The 16,923-nt window shown below is 53.4% G+C and carries 13 protein-coding genes and 1 pseudogene; 2 read left to right on the forward strand and 12 right to left on the reverse strand.

Going from position 1 to position 16,923, the window contains the following annotated elements:
* Positions 1–339 precede the first annotated feature (339 nt).
* Positions 340–780: a hypothetical protein gene (locus ACOTX3_RS11660; RefSeq protein ID WP_162185059.1), complete on the reverse strand. Its 441-nt coding sequence runs from the start codon at positions 778–780 to the stop codon at positions 340–342.
* 67 nt (positions 781–847) lie between these two features.
* Here ACOTX3_RS11660 and ACOTX3_RS11665 point away from each other — a divergent pair, with 67 nt between their 5' ends.
* Positions 848–3,265 (forward strand): autotransporter outer membrane beta-barrel domain-containing protein, encoded by a 2,418-nt coding sequence (locus ACOTX3_RS11665; RefSeq protein ID WP_234355676.1) that lies wholly within the window; start codon positions 848–850, stop codon positions 3,263–3,265.
* Between the two features lie 47 nt (positions 3,266–3,312).
* On the opposite strand, the gene ACOTX3_RS11670 is transcribed toward ACOTX3_RS11665, so the two are convergent.
* From ACOTX3_RS11670 to ACOTX3_RS11715, 10 genes and pseudogenes are all read right to left on the reverse strand, one after another.
* Positions 3,313–3,546, reverse strand: a complete 234-nt coding sequence (locus ACOTX3_RS11670) for a YgdI/YgdR family lipoprotein (RefSeq protein WP_013095533.1) — start codon at positions 3,544–3,546, stop codon at positions 3,313–3,315.
* A gap of 139 nt (positions 3,547–3,685) precedes the next feature.
* Positions 3,686–6,910, reverse strand: a complete 3,225-nt coding sequence (carB, locus tag ACOTX3_RS11675) for a carbamoyl-phosphate synthase large subunit (protein ID WP_013095532.1) — start codon at positions 6,908–6,910, stop codon at positions 3,686–3,688.
* A gap of 18 nt (positions 6,911–6,928) precedes the next feature.
* Complete coding sequence (carA, locus tag ACOTX3_RS11680; protein ID WP_023620045.1) at positions 6,929–8,077, reverse strand: glutamine-hydrolyzing carbamoyl-phosphate synthase small subunit; 1,149 nt, start codon at positions 8,075–8,077, stop codon at positions 6,929–6,931.
* Between the two features lie 454 nt (positions 8,078–8,531).
* Positions 8,532–9,353, reverse strand: a complete 822-nt coding sequence (dapB, locus tag ACOTX3_RS11685; RefSeq protein ID WP_058678751.1) for a 4-hydroxy-tetrahydrodipicolinate reductase — start codon at positions 9,351–9,353, stop codon at positions 8,532–8,534.
* A 205-nt stretch (positions 9,354–9,558) separates the two neighbouring features.
* Positions 9,559–10,509 carry a 4-hydroxy-3-methylbut-2-enyl diphosphate reductase gene (gene ispH / locus ACOTX3_RS11690; protein ID WP_028015471.1) on the reverse strand — a complete coding sequence of 317 codons (951 nt, stop codon included), beginning with the start codon at positions 10,507–10,509 and terminating at the stop codon, positions 9,559–9,561.
* A 1-nt stretch (position 10,510) separates the two neighbouring features.
* The gene (gene fkpB, locus ACOTX3_RS11695) at positions 10,511–10,960 is read right to left on the reverse strand and encodes an FKBP-type peptidyl-prolyl cis-trans isomerase (RefSeq protein WP_013095528.1); all 450 of its coding nucleotides are present in this window, start codon (positions 10,958–10,960) and stop codon (positions 10,511–10,513) included.
* A 117-nt stretch (positions 10,961–11,077) separates the two neighbouring features.
* Positions 11,078–11,578, reverse strand: coding sequence for a signal peptidase II (gene lspA, locus ACOTX3_RS11700; RefSeq protein ID WP_013095527.1), 501 nt, complete (start codon positions 11,576–11,578; stop codon positions 11,078–11,080).
* Positions 11,578–14,394, reverse strand: a complete 2,817-nt coding sequence (ileS, locus tag ACOTX3_RS11705; RefSeq protein ID WP_029882680.1) for an isoleucine--tRNA ligase — start codon at positions 14,392–14,394, stop codon at positions 11,578–11,580. The genes lspA and ileS overlap by 1 nt, the downstream gene beginning before the upstream one ends.
* Before the next feature lie 45 nt (positions 14,395–14,439).
* Complete coding sequence (gene ribF, locus ACOTX3_RS11710; protein ID WP_020688470.1) at positions 14,440–15,366, reverse strand: bifunctional riboflavin kinase/FAD synthetase; 927 nt, start codon at positions 15,364–15,366, stop codon at positions 14,440–14,442.
* A 7-nt stretch (positions 15,367–15,373) separates the two neighbouring features.
* Positions 15,374–15,592, reverse strand: a pseudogene (locus ACOTX3_RS11715) (DUF2575 domain-containing protein).
* 101 nt (positions 15,593–15,693) lie between these two features.
* Between ACOTX3_RS11715 and rpsT the strand changes: the two are divergent.
* The gene (gene rpsT, locus ACOTX3_RS11720) at positions 15,694–15,957 is read left to right on the forward strand and encodes a 30S ribosomal protein S20 (RefSeq protein WP_003856458.1); all 264 of its coding nucleotides are present in this window, start codon (positions 15,694–15,696) and stop codon (positions 15,955–15,957) included.
* Positions 15,958–16,014: 57 nt separating this feature from the next.
* Here rpsT and nhaR read toward each other — a convergent pair whose 3' ends face one another.
* On the reverse strand, positions 16,015–16,914 hold the full coding sequence (nhaR, locus tag ACOTX3_RS11725; protein ID WP_058678750.1) for a transcriptional activator NhaR: 900 nt from the start codon (positions 16,912–16,914) through the stop codon (positions 16,015–16,017).
* Between the last annotated feature and the right edge of the window lie 9 nt (positions 16,915–16,923).

Here is a 16,923-nt window from a genome sequence, read left to right on the forward strand (position 1 = left end):
TTCTCTCTGGTAGCAGTGAGTGTAGACATTTAACTCGCTCACTGAAAGTCTCCCATTGCCTGGTGTCGGCAAATCGCAAGTAGCGTAACTGCTTCTTTAACCATCAATGTTGTTCATATATGTGCGTCTTTGAACAAACAGGAATCCATAGTCGCCAGAAATATCTAACCAATTTTACATTTACCACACTGAAATATTAAGCATTCTTAAAACGACTTTTTAATAAAACAAAGTATACATAACCTATTGAAAAAATAATAATTTTAGATGGTTTTGCGATAACCGCTCTTCAGAAATGTATACGCAATTATTAACCTGAACATTTCACGAACTTTTCATTCAAATGGATGTGTGCATGAGTAATATACGCATTGAACTTAACAGAACAACCAGAATGCTCGGAAGACTGTTCCCCGCCATATTGGCATTCACACCAGCAATAACCTCAGCAGGAATTATTGAACAGTCTACTTCCGTCCCACAAGATTTTTCCGCTGATACCGAATATGTTATCAATAAAGATGTAACGATTTCTTCCTCAAGCAATAAAGCAGCCGTATCCGTATCAGGTATTGATGTCACATCAGTAACAAATAAAGGTAATATATCTGGAGCGGCCAACGGTCTTGATATTAACACCGGCGCCCAGCGTGTTGTTGTTGAAAATGAAGTCGGTGCAACAATTTCTTCTACCAGCGCAAACGCAGTAAATGTGGAGTCTTTACTGGGTGACTTCAATAATAGTGGAAATATAACGGGTGCTGAAAAAGGTATTTTCATTAGTGAGTCATCATCTGCTATCAATATCACTAATACCGAATCAGGATTGATTAAAGGCAAAACGGGTTTGAGCGCCGAGACAGGGTTAGGCATCAACAATGATGGCAAAATCACGGGTATTGACGGTGATGGTATTGCTTTAAGTAGTGGCAATACAAAAGTCTTAAATAGTGGTGTTATTGAAGGCACGCAGAACGGTATTTATGTCTCAGGTAACGCTAAAGTTGATATTACGAATAGCGGTTCGCTCGGGGGTGGAAATGCGGCAGTATTTTTTGCCAGCGATAAAAATAACACCCTGGTGCTTAATACTGGCTCATCATTATCAGGTGACGTTATTTCGACAGTCTCGAAAGGTAACACCCTGACCCTGGTAGGCACCGGTACAGAAGACAGCAATTTTATCGGACTGAACGAAGGCGATGGTTTCGCCTCCGTCAAAATGAACGGTGAAGACTGGACGCTGACGGGTAACGTCGACATTATTGGTGCAGGTGATTCACTGCAGGTGAATAGCGGCAACCTGACCCTGGCGGGTACCGTTTCCAATGCTGGCAATACGCTGGTGGCGAATGAAGCCACGCTCCAGCTGGGCAATGGCGAAGGTATGGCAAGTCTCAGCGGTGGCCTAACCAACAATGGTACGGTTATTTTTAACCAGGGAGGCAATTTTACGTTTTCTACCGACATGATCGGCAGCGGAAACGTAGAGAAAGTTGATGCGAATACGCTGACGCTTACCGGCAACAACAGCTATACCGGCGATACGACCCTGCGAAACGGCACAACGCTGGTAGCGGCAGGCGCAACGTTAGGTGTTGAAAACAGCAATGCCACTCTCACCGTGCAGAACGGGGCAAAGTTTGCCACCGCAGGAACCGTCTACAACAACATCACTATTCTCAGCGGCGGTACGCTGGCAGCGTGGAATGCAATTGAGGGTAATGCAACCCTCAGAGACGCCGGCATTGATACCATTAACGGCAACGTGACCAACAGCGGCACGCTTTTGCTCAGTGCAGCCGACCACAGCGTTGGTAATGACTTTACCATCACTGGTGACTATACCGGCGCAGAAGGTAGCCAGATTGTGTTAAACAGCGAGCTGGGTACTGACACGGCACCTACCGATCATCTCACAATAACCGGCAGCAGTTTTGGCCAGTCCGGTGTGACCGTCAGCAACATGGGTGGACTTGGCGCACAGACCGTGAACGGCATGGAGATTGTCAGCGTCGCCGGCAGCTCTGAAGCACAGCTGACGCTGGCCAAACCGGTTGTGGCAGGCGCATACGAATACTCTCTTTACCAGCATAGTGACGGGAACTGGTACCTGGAATCGAAGGCCACGCCACCTGTCGATCCAACAGATGATACCGATGACGGAGATAATACCGACAACGGTGGCAATACCGACGATGGCGGTAACACTGATAATGGCGGTAACAGTGACAATGGCAGCAATACCGACGATGGCGGCAACAGCGGCGGCAATGATAACGGCGACGGTGGTAATAATACCGATAACGGCGGCGGCAATACCCCAGCACCAGAAGTGATGGCACCTGAAGTGGGCGCGTATTTAGGCAACTATCTGGCTGCTCAGAGTATGTTCCTGCACAAACGTGACGATCGCGATCAGCTCACTTTCCGTAACGAAGACGATCTGAATACCTGGATGTATGTTAAAGGTCGTTACCATGAAAATGATGCAGGCGGCGATAAAGTCAGCTACGACACCACGACCACCGTTCTGCAAGTCGGCAGCGATTTCCTCAGCAAGCCAATGGACAGCGGTATCCTGCGTGCCGGTGGCATGTTCGGTGCAGGCCAGGCGAAGACCCACTCAGATGCGAAACACAACGTGCGTGACGCACAGGGTAAAGTCGATGGCTTCAACGTTGGACTCTACGCCACCTGGCAGGAAGATCAGAAATTACGCCTGGGCAGCTACATTGATACCTGGGCCGCTTACAGCTGGTACAACAACAAAGTGACCAGCAACCGCAACGATGAAGATTACAACAGCGAAGGTTTTGCCGCGTCTGTTGAAGTCGGGCATGCGTGGGTTATCCCATCTGAAAACGAGCGTACCTGGAAGATCGAGCCTCAGGCGCAGGTGATCTACAGCTATCTTGATCAGGAAAATCATACGGACCGCGATGGCGTCCGGGTGACGACTCTGGATAACGACAGCGTCTTCGGTCGTCTGGGTGTGAAATCCAGCTATTTCCAGCAAAAGGACGTCACGGCCTGGCAGCCATACGTTGCGGTGAACTGGCTGAAGGGTGCAGGTCAAAACGATCTGGCCTTCAACGACGAAACCGTAAGTAATGATACGCCGGAGGATCGTGGTCAGGTAGAGCTGGGTATTACCGGCAATCTTAACGAGACCACGACGATTTCACTTCGCGCCAGCGGCGAATGGGGTGAAAACAACTATGCCGCTTACGGCGGTCATATTTTGTTAAACCACCGCTGGTAATCCATCCGCATCAAGCAAAAAAGCAGTGGCGGATGCCACTGCTTTTTTTAATTATCCAGTTCACCCATGGATTTAACCTGGTCACGGTTAATCTGCTCGGTTTGACCCGTTTCCGCGTTTTTATACGACACCAGACCGGTATCGTCATCCACCTGCGGTTTGCCGTCCGTAATGATGGTGCGGCCATCGGTGGTTTTCACCGCCTGATTAGATGAACATCCCGCTACGGTGAACATTGCAGTGGCAGCCAGAACGGAAGCGATCAGTAGTTTATTTTGCATGGTGTTTTCCCCTGCTCTCAGTTGAATTTCATTATCGACCTAACCATTTTAGGCTAACTGACTGAATGCGGATGGAAAACCAGAAGGTTCTGAAGAGGGGAAGAATGCCCGGTAACCGAACGGTACCGGGCAATTTGTCTTACTTGTTAATCTGGGCGTGCATTTCCTGGACCGAAATCACCTTCTCGGTGGCATCCGCGTTCAGCGCCATGGCTGTTGCGAAACCGCCGTTCAGGGTGGTGTCGTAATGCACTTTGTACTGCAGCGCGCTGCGGCGAATCAGCTTGGAGTCTTCAATCGCCTGGCGGCCCGCAGTGGTGTTGATGATATAGGTGTATTCGCCATTCTTAATGCGATCCTGAATGTGCGGACGACCTTCATGCACCTTGTTCACTAGGCGCGGGTTGATTCCCGCTTCACCCAGCACAATCGCCGTACCGTGGGTTGCATCCAGCTCGAAGCCCTGTTTCAGTAGCTTGGCAGCAAGGTCAACCACGCGCTCTTTATCACCTTCGCGAACAGAGAGCAGCGCACGGCCAGATTTCTTCATGGTGGAGTTGCTGCCCAGTTGCGCTTTAGCAAACGCTTCTGCAAAGGTGCGGCCCACGCCCATCACTTCCCCGGTAGAGCGCATCTCTGGCCCTAAGAGCGGGTCAACGCCCGGGAATTTGTTGAACGGCAGCACCACCTCTTTTACAGAGTAGTACGGCGGGATAATCTCTTTTGTGACGCCCTGCTGAGCCAGCGTCTGGCCGGCCATCACGCGCGCCGCCACTTTTGCCAGCGGAATACCGGTCGCTTTAGAGACGAACGGTACGGTTCGTGCCGCACGCGGGTTCACTTCAATCAGGTAGACTTCGTTGTCTTTCACGGCGAACTGGACGTTCATCAGGCCGCGAACCTGCAGTTCGAAGGCCAGTTTCTGCACCTGCTGACGCATCACGTCCTGAATTTCCTGGCTCAGGGTGTACGCTGGCAGAGAACAGGCGGAGTCGCCTGAGTGCACGCCCGCCTGCTCGATGTGCTCCATGATGCCGCCAATCAGCACCATTTCACCGTCGCAGATAGCATCCACATCCACTTCAACCGCATCGTCGAGGAAGCGATCCAGCAGCACCGGCGCATCGTTGGAAACGCTGACTGCCGTCTGGAAGTAACGACGCAGGTCAGCTTCGTCGTAGACGATTTCCATCGCGCGGCCGCCCAGCACGTAAGAAGGACGCACCACCAGCGGGTAGCCAATCTCTTTCGCCTTCTCAACCGCTTGTTCAATCGCAGTCACGGTGGCGTTTGCCGGCTGTTTCAGCTTCAGACGGTCAACCGCCTGCTGGAAACGCTCGCGGTCTTCTGCACGGTCAATGGCATCCGGGCTGGTACCGATAACCGGCACACCTGCGGCTTCCAGCGCGCGCGCCAGTTTCAGCGGCGTCTGGCCGCCGTACTGCACGATCACGCCTTTTGGCTTCTCAATGCGCACGATTTCCAGCACGTCTTCCAGAGTTACCGGTTCGAAGTAGAGACGGTCAGAGGTGTCATAGTCGGTAGAGACCGTTTCCGGGTTACAGTTGACCATGATGGTCTCGTAACCGTCTTCGCGCAGCGCCAGAGAGGCGTGTACGCAGCAGTAGTCAAACTCGATGCCCTGGCCGATACGGTTTGGGCCACCGCCCAGTACCATGATTTTGTCGCGGTCAACGGACGGATTCGCTTCACACTCGTCTTCATACGTGGAGTACATGTAAGCCGTATCGGTCGCGAACTCTGCCGCACAGGTATCAACACGCTTGTAGACCGGGTGCAGGTCATACTGGTCGCGCAGCTTGCGGATTTCCGCTTCACGCACGCCGGCCAGTTTTGCCAGACGCGCGTCGGCAAAGCCTTTGCGTTTCAGCATGCGCAGGAAGTCAGCGTCCAGGCCATTGATGCCCAGCTCCGCCACTTTCTCTTCCAGACGCACCAGCTCTTCAATTTGCACCAGGAACCAGCGGTCGATGTTGGTCAGGTTGAACACGCCGTCCACGGACAAGCCTGCGCGGAAGGCGTCGGCGATATACCAGATACGCTCTGCGCCCGCGTCTTTCAGCTCGCGGCGGATTTTGGTCAGTGCTTCCGGGTCGTCCAGGCTCACTTTCGGATCGAAGCCGGTCGCGCCCACTTCGAGGCCGCGCAGCGCTTTCTGCAGGGATTCCTGCTGCGTGCGGCCAATCGCCATCACTTCACCCACAGATTTCATCTGGGTGGTCAGACGGTCGTTCGCGCCAGCGAATTTCTCGAAGTTGAAGCGTGGAATTTTGGTTACAACGTAGTCGATAGACGGTTCGAAGGACGCAGGCGTGCGGCCCCCGGTGATGTCGTTCATCAGCTCGTCAAGGGTGTAACCGACCGCCAGTTTCGCCGCCACCTTCGCAATCGGGAAGCCGGTCGCTTTAGAGGCCAGCGCGGAGGAGCGGGACACGCGCGGGTTCATTTCGATAACAATCAGACGGCCGGTTTTCGGGTTCACCGAGAACTGCACGTTAGAACCACCGGTTTCGACGCCGATTTCACGCAGTACTGCCATCGAGGCGTTACGCATGATTTGGTACTCTTTGTCGGTCAGCGTTTGCGCTGGCGCAACGGTAATGGAGTCGCCGGTGTGGATACCCATCGCATCGAAGTTTTCGATGGAGCAGACGATGATGCAGTTGTCGTTTTTATCACGCACCACTTCCATCTCGTACTCTTTCCAGCCAATCAGCGATTCATCAATCAGCAGCTCTTTGGTTGGGGAGAGATCCAGGCCGCGCTCGCAAATCTCTTCAAACTCTTCGCGGTTGTAGGCGATACCGCCGCCGGTGCCGCCCATGGTGAAGGAAGGACGGATGATGCACGGATAACCCACTTCAGCCGCAACGGCCAGCGCCTCTTCCATGTTGTGAGCGATACCGGAACGTGCGGTGTCGAGGCCGATTTTTTTCATCGCCACGTCGAAGCGACGACGGTCTTCTGCTTTATCAATCGCGTCGGCGGTCGCACCAATCATGGTCACGCCGAACTCTTCCAGCACGCCCTGACGCTCCAGCTCCAGCGCGCAGTTCAGTGCAGTCTGGCCACCCATGGTCGGCAGAACTGCATCCGGACGCTCTTTCTCGATGATTTTACGTACCACTTCCCAGTGAATCGGCTCGATGTAGGTTGCATCCGCCATTTCCGGGTCGGTCATGATGGTCGCCGGGTTAGAGTTCACCAGGATAACGCGGTAACCCTCTTCGCGCAGGGCTTTACACGCCTGTGCACCGGAGTAGTCAAATTCACAGGCCTGACCGATAACAATCGGGCCAGCGCCAAGGATCAGGATGCTTTTTATGTCTGTACGTTTTGGCATGGTCTTCTCGGCTCCTGATTATTTAGCGGTCTTACGGTATTGCTCGATAAGTTCGATGAAGTGATCGAACAGCGGTGCGGCATCGTGCGGCCCCGGGCTGGCTTCCGGGTGTCCCTGGAAGCTGAACGCTGGCTTATCGGTACGATGGATCCCCTGCAGGGTGCCATCGAACAGGGATTTGTGCGTCACGCGCAGATTAGCCGGCATTGACGCTTCATCTACTGCGAAGCCGTGGTTCTGTGCCGTAATCATCACCGTGTTGTTGTCGATGTCTTTCACCGGGTGGTTACCACCGTGGTGACCGAACTTCATCTTAATGGTGTTCGCCCCGCTCGCCAGCGCCAGCAGCTGATGGCCGAGGCAGATGCCGAATACCGGAATATCGGTTTCGAGGAAGGACTTGATGGCATCGATAGCGTAATCGCACGGTGCCGGGTCGCCAGGTCCGTTAGAGAGGAAGATGCCATCCGGGTTCATCTTCAGTACGTCTTCGGCAGAGGTTTTCGCCGGCACCACCGTCAGACGGCAGCCGCGATCAACCAGCATGCGCAGGATATTGCGCTTGGCGCCGAAATCGTAGGCGACCACGTGGAACGGCAGCTCGCTCTCTTTTTTCGCTTCCGGCAGGTCATCTGACAGCGTCCAGCTACCTTGCGTCCAGCTGTATGCTTCAGTGGTCGTCACTTCTTTCGCCAGGTCCATGCCATTCAGGCCCGGGAAGGCTTTCGCTTTTTCCAGCGCCAGCGCCGCATCGAGGTTGTCCCCTGCGATGATGCAGCCGTTCTGTGCACCCTTCTCGCGCAGCAGACGCGTTAACTTACGGGTATCGATATCGGCAATCGCCACAATGTTATGGCGCTTCAGATAGGAAGAGAGGTCTTCGGTATTGCGGAAGTTGCTGGCAATCAGCGGCAGGTCGCGAATGACCAGGCCTTGCGCATGTACCTGAGAAGATTCTTCGTCAGCAGCATTGGTGCCGACATTGCCGATATGAGGATAAGTAAGAGTAACGATTTGGCGAGAATAGGAAGGATCAGTGAGGATTTCTTGATAACCGGTCATTGAAGTATTGAAAACGACTTCCCCAACCGCCGAACCCGTTGCCCCTATGGCCCGACCGATAAACTGGGTTCCGTCTTCCAGAACCAATAGCGCTGACTTAATCAAAACACCCTCCAGAGAATATTCACTCACTTTATTTGCATATTAATTCACAACCATGTCATAAATCAATGCAAATGTGTTGCCAGCGGATTTTTGGCAAACGGCGGCATTCTGGAGATTTGCCAGGTAAAAGTCAACTCAAAACGGATATTTTAATTATCCTTTTGCAAGCCTGGCGGCCTGAAAAGATGTTAAGCAGCAAAAAGATCAGGTAAATCACGACAGAAAACGCTTGCGTGGCAAGTTTATTGGAATTTCTGGTACGCAGATAATAAAAAGTGGACCAAACGGTCAAAATTTACATAACAGCAACACAAAATGGCGGGATAACATCTACTTTTAGCCAAAAAAGAAAAAAATAAACATGGAATGGATAAAATAAAAGGGCAATAAATTATTGCCCTATGCAATCAAAAAGTTACGACTGCAATAACCACATCACGATGGGTAATATCTCTTACAAATTGTTGAGATCGAGCACATCACGCATATCAAAAAGACCATTTTCTTTGTCTTTCAGCCACAAAGCGGAGCGAACGGCACCATTCGCAAATGTCATGCGGCTGGATGCTTTATGCGTGATCTCTACACGTTCTCCAATATCGGCGAACATCGCAGTATGTTCCCCAACGATGTCACCCGCACGCACGGTTGCGAAACCAATCGTTCCCGGGACGCGTTCGCCCGTATGGCCTTCGCGGCTATATACCGCGCAGTCTTTTAAATCTTTATCCAGTGCATGAGCAATCGCTTCGCCCATTGCCAGCGCCGTGCCGGAGGGAGCATCGACTTTGTAACGGTGGTGAGCTTCGACAATCTCAATGTCGGTATAATCGCCCATCACTTTTGCGGCCTTCTCCAGCAGCTTAAGCATAACGTTGACGCCCACGCTAAAGTTAGCAGCGAAGACAATAGCAATCTCATGTGACGCATCCTGAATGGCTTGTTTACCGGCTTCATCAAACCCGGTGGTACCAATCACCATGCCTTTGCCGTGCTGACGGCAAAATGCCAGATGGGTCAGCGTGCCTTCTGGCCGGGTAAAATCGATAAACACATCAAAATCATCTTTCACCGCATCAAGGCTACTCTGAACGGTAACGCCCGTCTTGCCCGCGCCTGCCAGTTCACCGGCATCGGCCCCAACAAGCGATGAACCTTCACGCTCCAGTGCTGCGCCCAGCGCTACGCCATCCATCTGAAGTGCCGCCTGAATGAGCTGGCGACCCATACGTCCACCCGCGCCCGCAATGGCGACACGGATCTGTGCATCATGCATAGTTATTCTCTTACGTTAAAATGATGTAAACCGTTTTCAGATTAACCAGCCTTTGTCAGGCCTGCCAACTGAAAACACCGATAATTAGAATTTAACGTGAAACGGACTCAAATATCAGTAAAAGACATGATTTTGTCGTCACGATAAAGTAGCAGATAAAAAAAAGGCCAGCACAGGAGGTGCTGGCCTTTCATCAGAAGAAGGATTATTCCACTTCGCGTGCATCAATACGCAGCTCTTTCGGGACTTCAAAGACGATGTTTTCTTCGCGGCCTTCCAGCGGAACGGCTTCACCACCACCCAGCTCCTGCAGACGGGCGATCACGTTCTGCACCAGGATATCCGGCGCGGAAGCCCCTGCGGTGACACCGACACAGGCCGCGTTTTTCACCCACGCTTCCTGAATGTCCGTCGCGTCGTCAATCAGAAACGCCGCCTTGCCCATGCGCTGCGCCAGTTCGGCCAGACGGTTGGAGTTAGAGGAGTTTTTCGAGCCGACCACCAGCACCACGTCCGCCTGTTCAGCCAGCGCTCGCACCGCTTCCTGGCGGTTAGTGGTTGCGTAGCAGATATCATCTTTACGCGGCCCGACGATTTTCGGGAAACGCTGGCGCAATGCGTCAATCACATCCGACGTATCATCAACTGAAAGCGTGGTCTGCGTCATGAACGACAGACGGGCTTCGTTTTTCACGTTCAGCGTCAGAACATCTTCCGGCGACTCCACCAGATACATCCCCCCTTCCGGGTTGCTGTACTGGCCCATAGTGCCTTCGACTTCCGGATGACCCGCATGACCAATCAGGATCGACTCTTCACCGCGACGGCTGGCGCGCGCCACTTCCATATGCACTTTGGTTACCAACGGACAGGTGGCGTCGAACACCGTCAAATCACGGCTTTTCGCTTCGTTACGTACCGCCTGGGAGACACCGTGTGCGGAGAAAATCAGGATCGCGCCGTCCGGCACTTCGCTGATCTGCTCAATGAAGATTGCACCGCGTTCACGCAGGCTGTCGACCACGTAACGGTTATGTACAACTTCGTGACGCACGTAAATCGGCGCGCCGTAAATCTCCAGCGCGTTTTCAACAATGCTGATAGCGCGGTCTACACCGGCGCAGAAGCCGCGCGGGTTAGCCAACAGGATCTGCATTTCAGGCCTCCAGTACCGGATCGATCTCCAGCACTTCAATATCAAAATGGACGGTGCGCCCGGCAAGCGGATGGTTGAAATCTACGGTGATGGAGTCGCCGTTGATTTCGCGGATCACGCCAGGCATTTCGCTGCCATCCATAGCGGTAAAGAGCATAATCGCCCCGATTTCCGGTTCGCCCGCATCCATAAACTCACGACGAGAGAAGTACTGGATAAGATCCGGGCTTGGCACGCCAAACGCCGCATCCGGCTCCAGCGAAAACGCCTTCTTCTCCCCCTCTTTCAGACCCAGAAGCTGCTGCTCCAGACCTTCAGATAACGACGTATCGCCAAGACGAAACAGGGCTGGTTTGCCGTTATTGCGGGTGGATTCGGCCGTTGAGCCGTCATCCAGTTTCAGCGTGAAGTGAACGAGAACCGCGCTATTGCTTTGTACGGATTTAGACATGCAAATTGCTCGCTTGTTTTGGGTCACCTGTTGCCCGGTGGCGCTGCGCTTACCGGGCCTACGGGAGGCCACAAATTCTGTAGGCCGGGTAAGCGCAGCGCCACCCGGCATTTACAATTAAGCCTGCTCTTTCGCGGCGGGTTTCGGCAAGAAACCTTCCAGCACGATTAACGCCGCACCGATACAAATTGCGCTATCGGCGAGGTTAAAGGTCGCAAAGTGCCAGTCGCCGACGTAGAAGTCGATCATATCGACCACAAAGCCATGCCACAGACGATCAAACAGGTTACCTAACGCGCCGCCAATGATCAGCGCATAGGCGATGTTATTCAGCTTTTGCGTCGCTTTCGAACGGTACATCAGCACCGCCAGCACCACACAGATACCGATAGCAATACCCGCAAAGAACCAGCGCTGCCAGCCACCGCTGTCAGCAAGGAAGCTAAACGCTGCGCCATAGTTACGCGCATAGTGCAGGTTAAGCGACGGGAACAGCGGAACCGTATCCCCCAGAGCAAAGTTCTGGAGGATCAGGAACTTGCTGCCCAGATCAATAATCAGCACCACCACAACCAGCCACAGCCAGCGCAGTCCTGTTGAACAGAGAGTTTTACTCATCAGGCAAACTTACGTTTTTCGCCGTCACCGGCGACGTTGCTTACACAGCGTCCGCAGATGTCTGCGTGTTCCGCCACCTGGCCGACATCGGTGGTGTAGTGCCAGCAGCGCGGGCACTTCTCACCTTCGGCTTTGCTCAGTGCGACTTTCAGTCCTTTAAGCAGTTCGCTCTGCTGAGCATCAGCAGAAGCGTCGGCATAATCCGCAACTTTCGCACCGGAGGTCAACAGGACAAATCGTAATTCATCGCCCAGCGCCGTCAGTTTGGCCGCCAGCTCAGGTTCTGCGTACAGGGTCACTGCCGCTTCCAGAGAACCACCGACTTTCTTGTCAGCACGCGCCTGTTCGATGACCTTGTTCACTTCGCCACGCACTTTCAGCAGCTCGTCCCAGAAGGCATCGTTCATCGCTTCGGTACTGGAGAGATCGAACAGACCTTCATACCACTCGCCGGTGAAGACATACTTCTCACGCTCACCTGGCAGGTAGCCCCAGATTTCATCCGCGGTGAAGGACATAATTGGCGCCATCCAGCGCACCAGTGCTTCTGCGATGTGATACAGCGCAGTCTGGCAGCTACGACGCGCCACGCTGTCCGCTTTCGCGGTGTACTGGCGGTCTTTAATGATGTCGAGATAGAACGAGCCCATCTCGATGGAGCAGAAGCGCATCAGGCGCTGCACCACTTCATGGAAATCGTAAGACTCGTATGCCTTAACGATATCTTCCTGCGCCGCTTTCGCACAGCCTACCGCCCAGCGATCCAGCACCACCATCTCTTCCGGTTTCACCATGTCTTTTGCCGGATCGAAACCATTCAGGTTCGCCAGCAGGAAGCGCGCGGTGTTACGGATACGACGATAGCTGTCGGCAGCACGTTTCAGGATCTCATCTGATACCGCCATTTCGCCGGTATAGTCAGTAGATGCCACCCACAGACGCAGAATGTCTGCGCCCAGTTTGTTCATCACGTCCTGCGGAGAAACGGTATTACCGATAGATTTGGACATCTTGCGGCCCTGACCATCGACGGTGAAACCGTGGGTCAGTACCTGACGGTAAGGTGCTTTACCTTTCATGGCGGTGGAGATCATCAGAGATGACATGAACCAGCCACGGTGTTGGTCAGAACCTTCCAGATACATATCAGCCGCATGACCGGCAAACTCAGGACGCACGTCAACCACGGAGGCGTGAGTAGACCCGGAGTCGAACCACACGTCCAGGGTATCTGGCACTTTTTCGTAGTTGTCCGCGTCAGCGCCCAGGATATCGCGGGCATCGAGATCCCACCACGCCTGAATGCCATCAACTTCAACACGCTTCGCCACTTCTTCCATCAGTTCCAGCGTGTTCGGGTGCAGTTCGTGCGTCTCTTTATGCACGAACAGCGACATCGGCACGCCCCAGGTGCGCTGACGGGAGATACACCAGTCAGGACGGTTAGCAACCATGGATTCAATACGCGCCTGGCCCCAGTCCGGGATCCACTGCACGCCTTTGATCTCTTTCAGAGACTGCTCGCGCAGGCCTTTCTGATCCATGCTGACGAACCACTGTGGGGTCGCACGGAAGATGATCGGCGTCTTGTGACGCCAGCAGCACGGGTAGCTGTGCTGCATTTTCTCAACGTGCAACAGCGCGCCGCGCTCACGCAGCATCTCCACAATGATGTCGTTCGCTTTGAAGACGTTGATACCGTCCAGCGATGGATACGTACCAGGCAGGTATGATCCGTCCGGACCAACCGGGTTCGCGATTTCCAGACCATATTTCAGGCTGATGTTGTAGTCGTCAGGACCGTGACCACCGGCGGTATGTACTGCACCGGTACCGGCTTCCAGCGTCACGTGGTCGCCCAGGATCGCCGGAACGTCGAAGTCCAGGAACGGGTGTTTGAAGCGCATCAGTTCCAGCGCGTCGCCCTTCACGGTGCCCAGCACGGTGTAGTCGGTGATGTTCGCGCGTTTCAGCACGCTTTCCACCAGATCTTTCGCTAGGATCAGCGCCTGACCGTCAATCTGAACCAGTGCATATTCGAACTCACCGGAGAGGGAGATCGCACGGTTAGCTGGCAGCGTCCATGGGGTGGTGGTCCAGATAACCAGCGAGATCGGGCCGCTTACGCCCGGCAGGCCGAATTTACCTTTGATCGCATCCTGATCGACCGCTTCGAAGGCCACGTCGATTGAAGGCGAGGTTTTGTCGTAATACTCAACTTCTGCTTCTGCCAGCGCAGAACGGCAGTCCACGCACCAGTGCACCGGCTTCGCGCCTTTGTGCAGGTGGCCATTGCCGATGATTTTACCCAGCGCACGGATGATGTTGGCTTCGGTTTTGAAGTCCATGGTCAGGTACGGATGCGACCAGTCGCCCAGCACGCCCAGACGAATAAAGTCTGCACGCTGGCCGTCAACCTGAGTGGCCGCGTATTCACGGCATTTCGCACGGAATTCCGCCGCGGTGAATTTCTCACCCGGCTTACCAAACTCCTGCTCAACTTTCAGTTCAATCGGCAGACCGTGGCAGTCCCAACCCGGAACGTAAGGCGAGTCATATCCCGCGAGTCCTTTGGACTTCACGATAATGTCTTTCAGAATCTTGTTTACAGAGTGACCAATATGAATGCTGCCATTCGCATATGGAGGGCCATCATGCAGAATGAAGGTTTTTTTGCCTTTCTTGGCTGCACGGATGATGCCGTACAGGTCATCATCGGTCCAACGCGCCAGCATTCCCGGTTCGCGCTTGGCGAGATCGCCGCGCATCGGGAACCCTGTTTCCGGCAAATTCAGGGTTGATTTATAGTCACTCATCAGATTCTCGGTTCCGTATTTATCACGTAGGCATTTAAGCCGGGTTCAAAGCCCAAAAAACTCGCGGGCCGTTAATTCATCTCGCGCGATTTGCGCTTTTAGTTCATCCAGCGAGGCAAATCGCTGCTCATTGCGTATTTTTTTACGCAGTATGACATCTATATGGCGACCGTAGAGGTCCATTACAACGTCCAGCAGATGCACTTCCAGCTGCTGTCGCACACCGGCGACCGTAGGACGTGTGCCAATATTGGCGACACCGTAAAAAGGTTTCTCGCCCAGTCCAGCCACTTCCACCGCATATACCCCTTTAACCGGGGAGACCTGACGACGCAGCGGTATATTCGCCGTCGGGAAACCTATCGTACGGCCCAGCGCATCGCCATGAACCACACGACCAGAAATGGTAAACGGATGCCCCAGCAAATTCTCTGCGGTCTCCAGTTCATCATTGGCCAGCGCCTGACGAACCGCCGTACTGCTGACGCGCACGCCACCTTCGCAAAAGGTCATCGCGCTGGTGACGTCAAAACCATATTCCAGGCCAGCCTTCTGTAATAGCAAGAAATCGCCCTGACGACCAGCGCCAAAGCGGAAATCATCACCCACGGCGAGAAACTGCACGCCAAGGCGCTTGACCAACAGGTCGCTGACGAAATTTTGTGCTGTCAGCGCGGCAAAACGACGATCAAAACGGACACACAATACGTAGTCCACACCGGACTGTGCCAGATAGCGCAACTTCTCGCGCAGGCGAGTAAGTCGGGCAGGCGATTTATCGCCCGCGAACAGTTCCAGCGGCTGCGGCTCGAAAATCATCACTACCACGGGCAGGCCACGTGCCTCCCCTTCTTTACGCAATCCCTGCAACAGCGCCTGATGCCCACGATGCACGCCGTCGAAATTACCAATGGTCAGCACGCACCCGTGGGGGGCTTTGCTGAGATTATGTATGCCGCGTATCAGCTTCATGTCTGGCTCAAAACAGTGAAAATCGCCAAAGTATACCTTGTACAGCGATTAAGGTTAACCGACGATTGTCTGCACAAAACAGAAAGCCGTAATGATTTCATCATGCTGACCTTTCACAGCAAAAAAATCTGTCCCGGAACTGCGATTTTTATGCCGAAAAGCTGTATTCACGAAAGACAAGCTGGTAGAATCCTGCGCCATCACTACGTAACGTAGCGTCGCTAATTAACGGCGCTTATTTGCACAAATCCATTGACAAAAGAAGGCAAAGAGGGCATATTCCTCGGCCTTTGAATTGTCCACATAGATCATATTTGGGAGTTGGACTTGGCTAATATCAAATCAGCTAAGAAACGTGCCGTTCAGTCTGAAAAGGCTCGTAAGCACAACGCAAGCCGTCGCTCTATGATGCGTACTTTCATCAAGAAAGTATACGCAGCAATCGAAGCTGGCGACAAAGCTGCAGCGCAGAACGCATTTAACGAAATGCAACCAATCGTGGATCGTCAGGCTGCTAAAGGTCTGATCCACAAAAACAAAGCAGCGCGTCATAAAGCAAACCTGACCGCGCAGATCAACAAACTGGCTTAATCGCCGCTTGTTGTTGCTTGTTTAAAGAACCCGCTTAACGCGGGTTTTTTTATACCTTCAGTTTGCTGGCGGGGTAAACAGCGCCGAGTAGTCGCGGTTACAGATACGCTGCACCGCCGGGTGTTGAATCATCCTTTCGGCGAAGATGGCGTGGTACTCCTCCATGACGTTATCGACTCTGCCAATCTCGGTAATCTTGTTATCTGAATAGAGATCGTGCATGTACAGCGTCGGCGCAACAAAGATTGCGTTGTGCGTCTCACCAAACGCTTTCATCAGTGCTGCATCATCGAACTCACCCAGGATCTCCACGTTCAGCCCCTGAGAGTTAAACCAGTTCTGCAGTTTACGCCCCAGCATGGAGCGCCTTCCCGGCACCAGTAAGCGGCGTTCTTCCAGACAGGCAGGGAACGGTTTTTCCGGAGGCGGGTTGATGCACCAGAAGCTTACCCCGCATTCACCAATCTTGACCGAGAACAGCCCCTCCTGCTGCGTGGAGTCGATGGGGCAATCCGAGATAATCATATCCAGCTTATGCTGGCTCAACTGCTCCAGCAGCATTTCGTGTGTGGATTCAAAACAGCGCAAATGGATCTGCTCGTCTTCAACCACCGCCGCATCCAGCACGCCGCTCACCAGCCGTTTCGAGAGGGCATCCGCCACGCCCACGTCAAACAGCAAATTAGACTCTTTGCGGTAGTTGACGATATCCAGCATCTCCTGGCTCAGGGTAAACATCTTGTCCGCATAGCGAAAAACCAGTTCACCCAACTCGCTTGGCTCTATGCCACGTCCTTTACGCTTGAACAGCTTGCCTTGCAGGCGTTCTTCCAGCGCCTTGATTTGCCCGGTGATAGTTTGTGGCGTCAGAAAAAGAGCTTCTGCCGCCCCTACCACCGAGCCTTGTTTGTAAACATGCCAGAAATAATAAAGATGGTTGTAATTCAAATGAGACATCGCGTCTTC

Origin of the sequence: Enterobacter cloacae complex sp. IR5384, assembly GCF_049237265.1 — a bacterium.
GTDB lineage: Bacteria > Pseudomonadota > Gammaproteobacteria > Enterobacterales > Enterobacteriaceae > Enterobacter > Enterobacter cloacae.

Bases quoted from the DNA above. Each gene is read 5' to 3' on its own strand.
- ACOTX3_RS11660 (WP_162185059.1), bottom strand. From the start codon at position 780: ATGAAAATACCTTTTTCAGCACCCGTTATATTTCCACTATTATTGAAG.
- ACOTX3_RS11670 (WP_013095533.1), bottom strand. From the start codon at position 3,546: ATGCAAAATAAACTACTGATCGCTTCCGTTCTGGCTGCCACTGCAATG.
- carB (WP_013095532.1), bottom strand. From the start codon at position 6,910: ATGCCAAAACGTACAGACATAAAAAGCATCCTGATCCTTGGCGCTGGC.
- dapB (WP_058678751.1), bottom strand. From the start codon at position 9,353: ATGCATGATGCACAGATCCGTGTCGCCATTGCGGGCGCGGGTGGACGT.
- ispH (WP_028015471.1), bottom strand. From the start codon at position 10,509: ATGCAGATCCTGTTGGCTAACCCGCGCGGCTTCTGCGCCGGTGTAGAC.
- fkpB (WP_013095528.1), bottom strand. From the start codon at position 10,960: ATGTCTAAATCCGTACAAAGCAATAGCGCGGTTCTCGTTCACTTCACG.
- lspA (WP_013095527.1), bottom strand. From the start codon at position 11,578: ATGAGTAAAACTCTCTGTTCAACAGGACTGCGCTGGCTGTGGCTGGTT.
- ileS (WP_029882680.1), bottom strand. From the start codon at position 14,394: ATGAGTGACTATAAATCAACCCTGAATTTGCCGGAAACAGGGTTCCCG.
- ribF (WP_020688470.1), bottom strand. From the start codon at position 15,366: ATGAAGCTGATACGCGGCATACATAATCTCAGCAAAGCCCCCCACGGG.
- nhaR (WP_058678750.1), bottom strand. From the start codon at position 16,914: ATGTCTCATTTGAATTACAACCATCTTTATTATTTCTGGCATGTTTAC.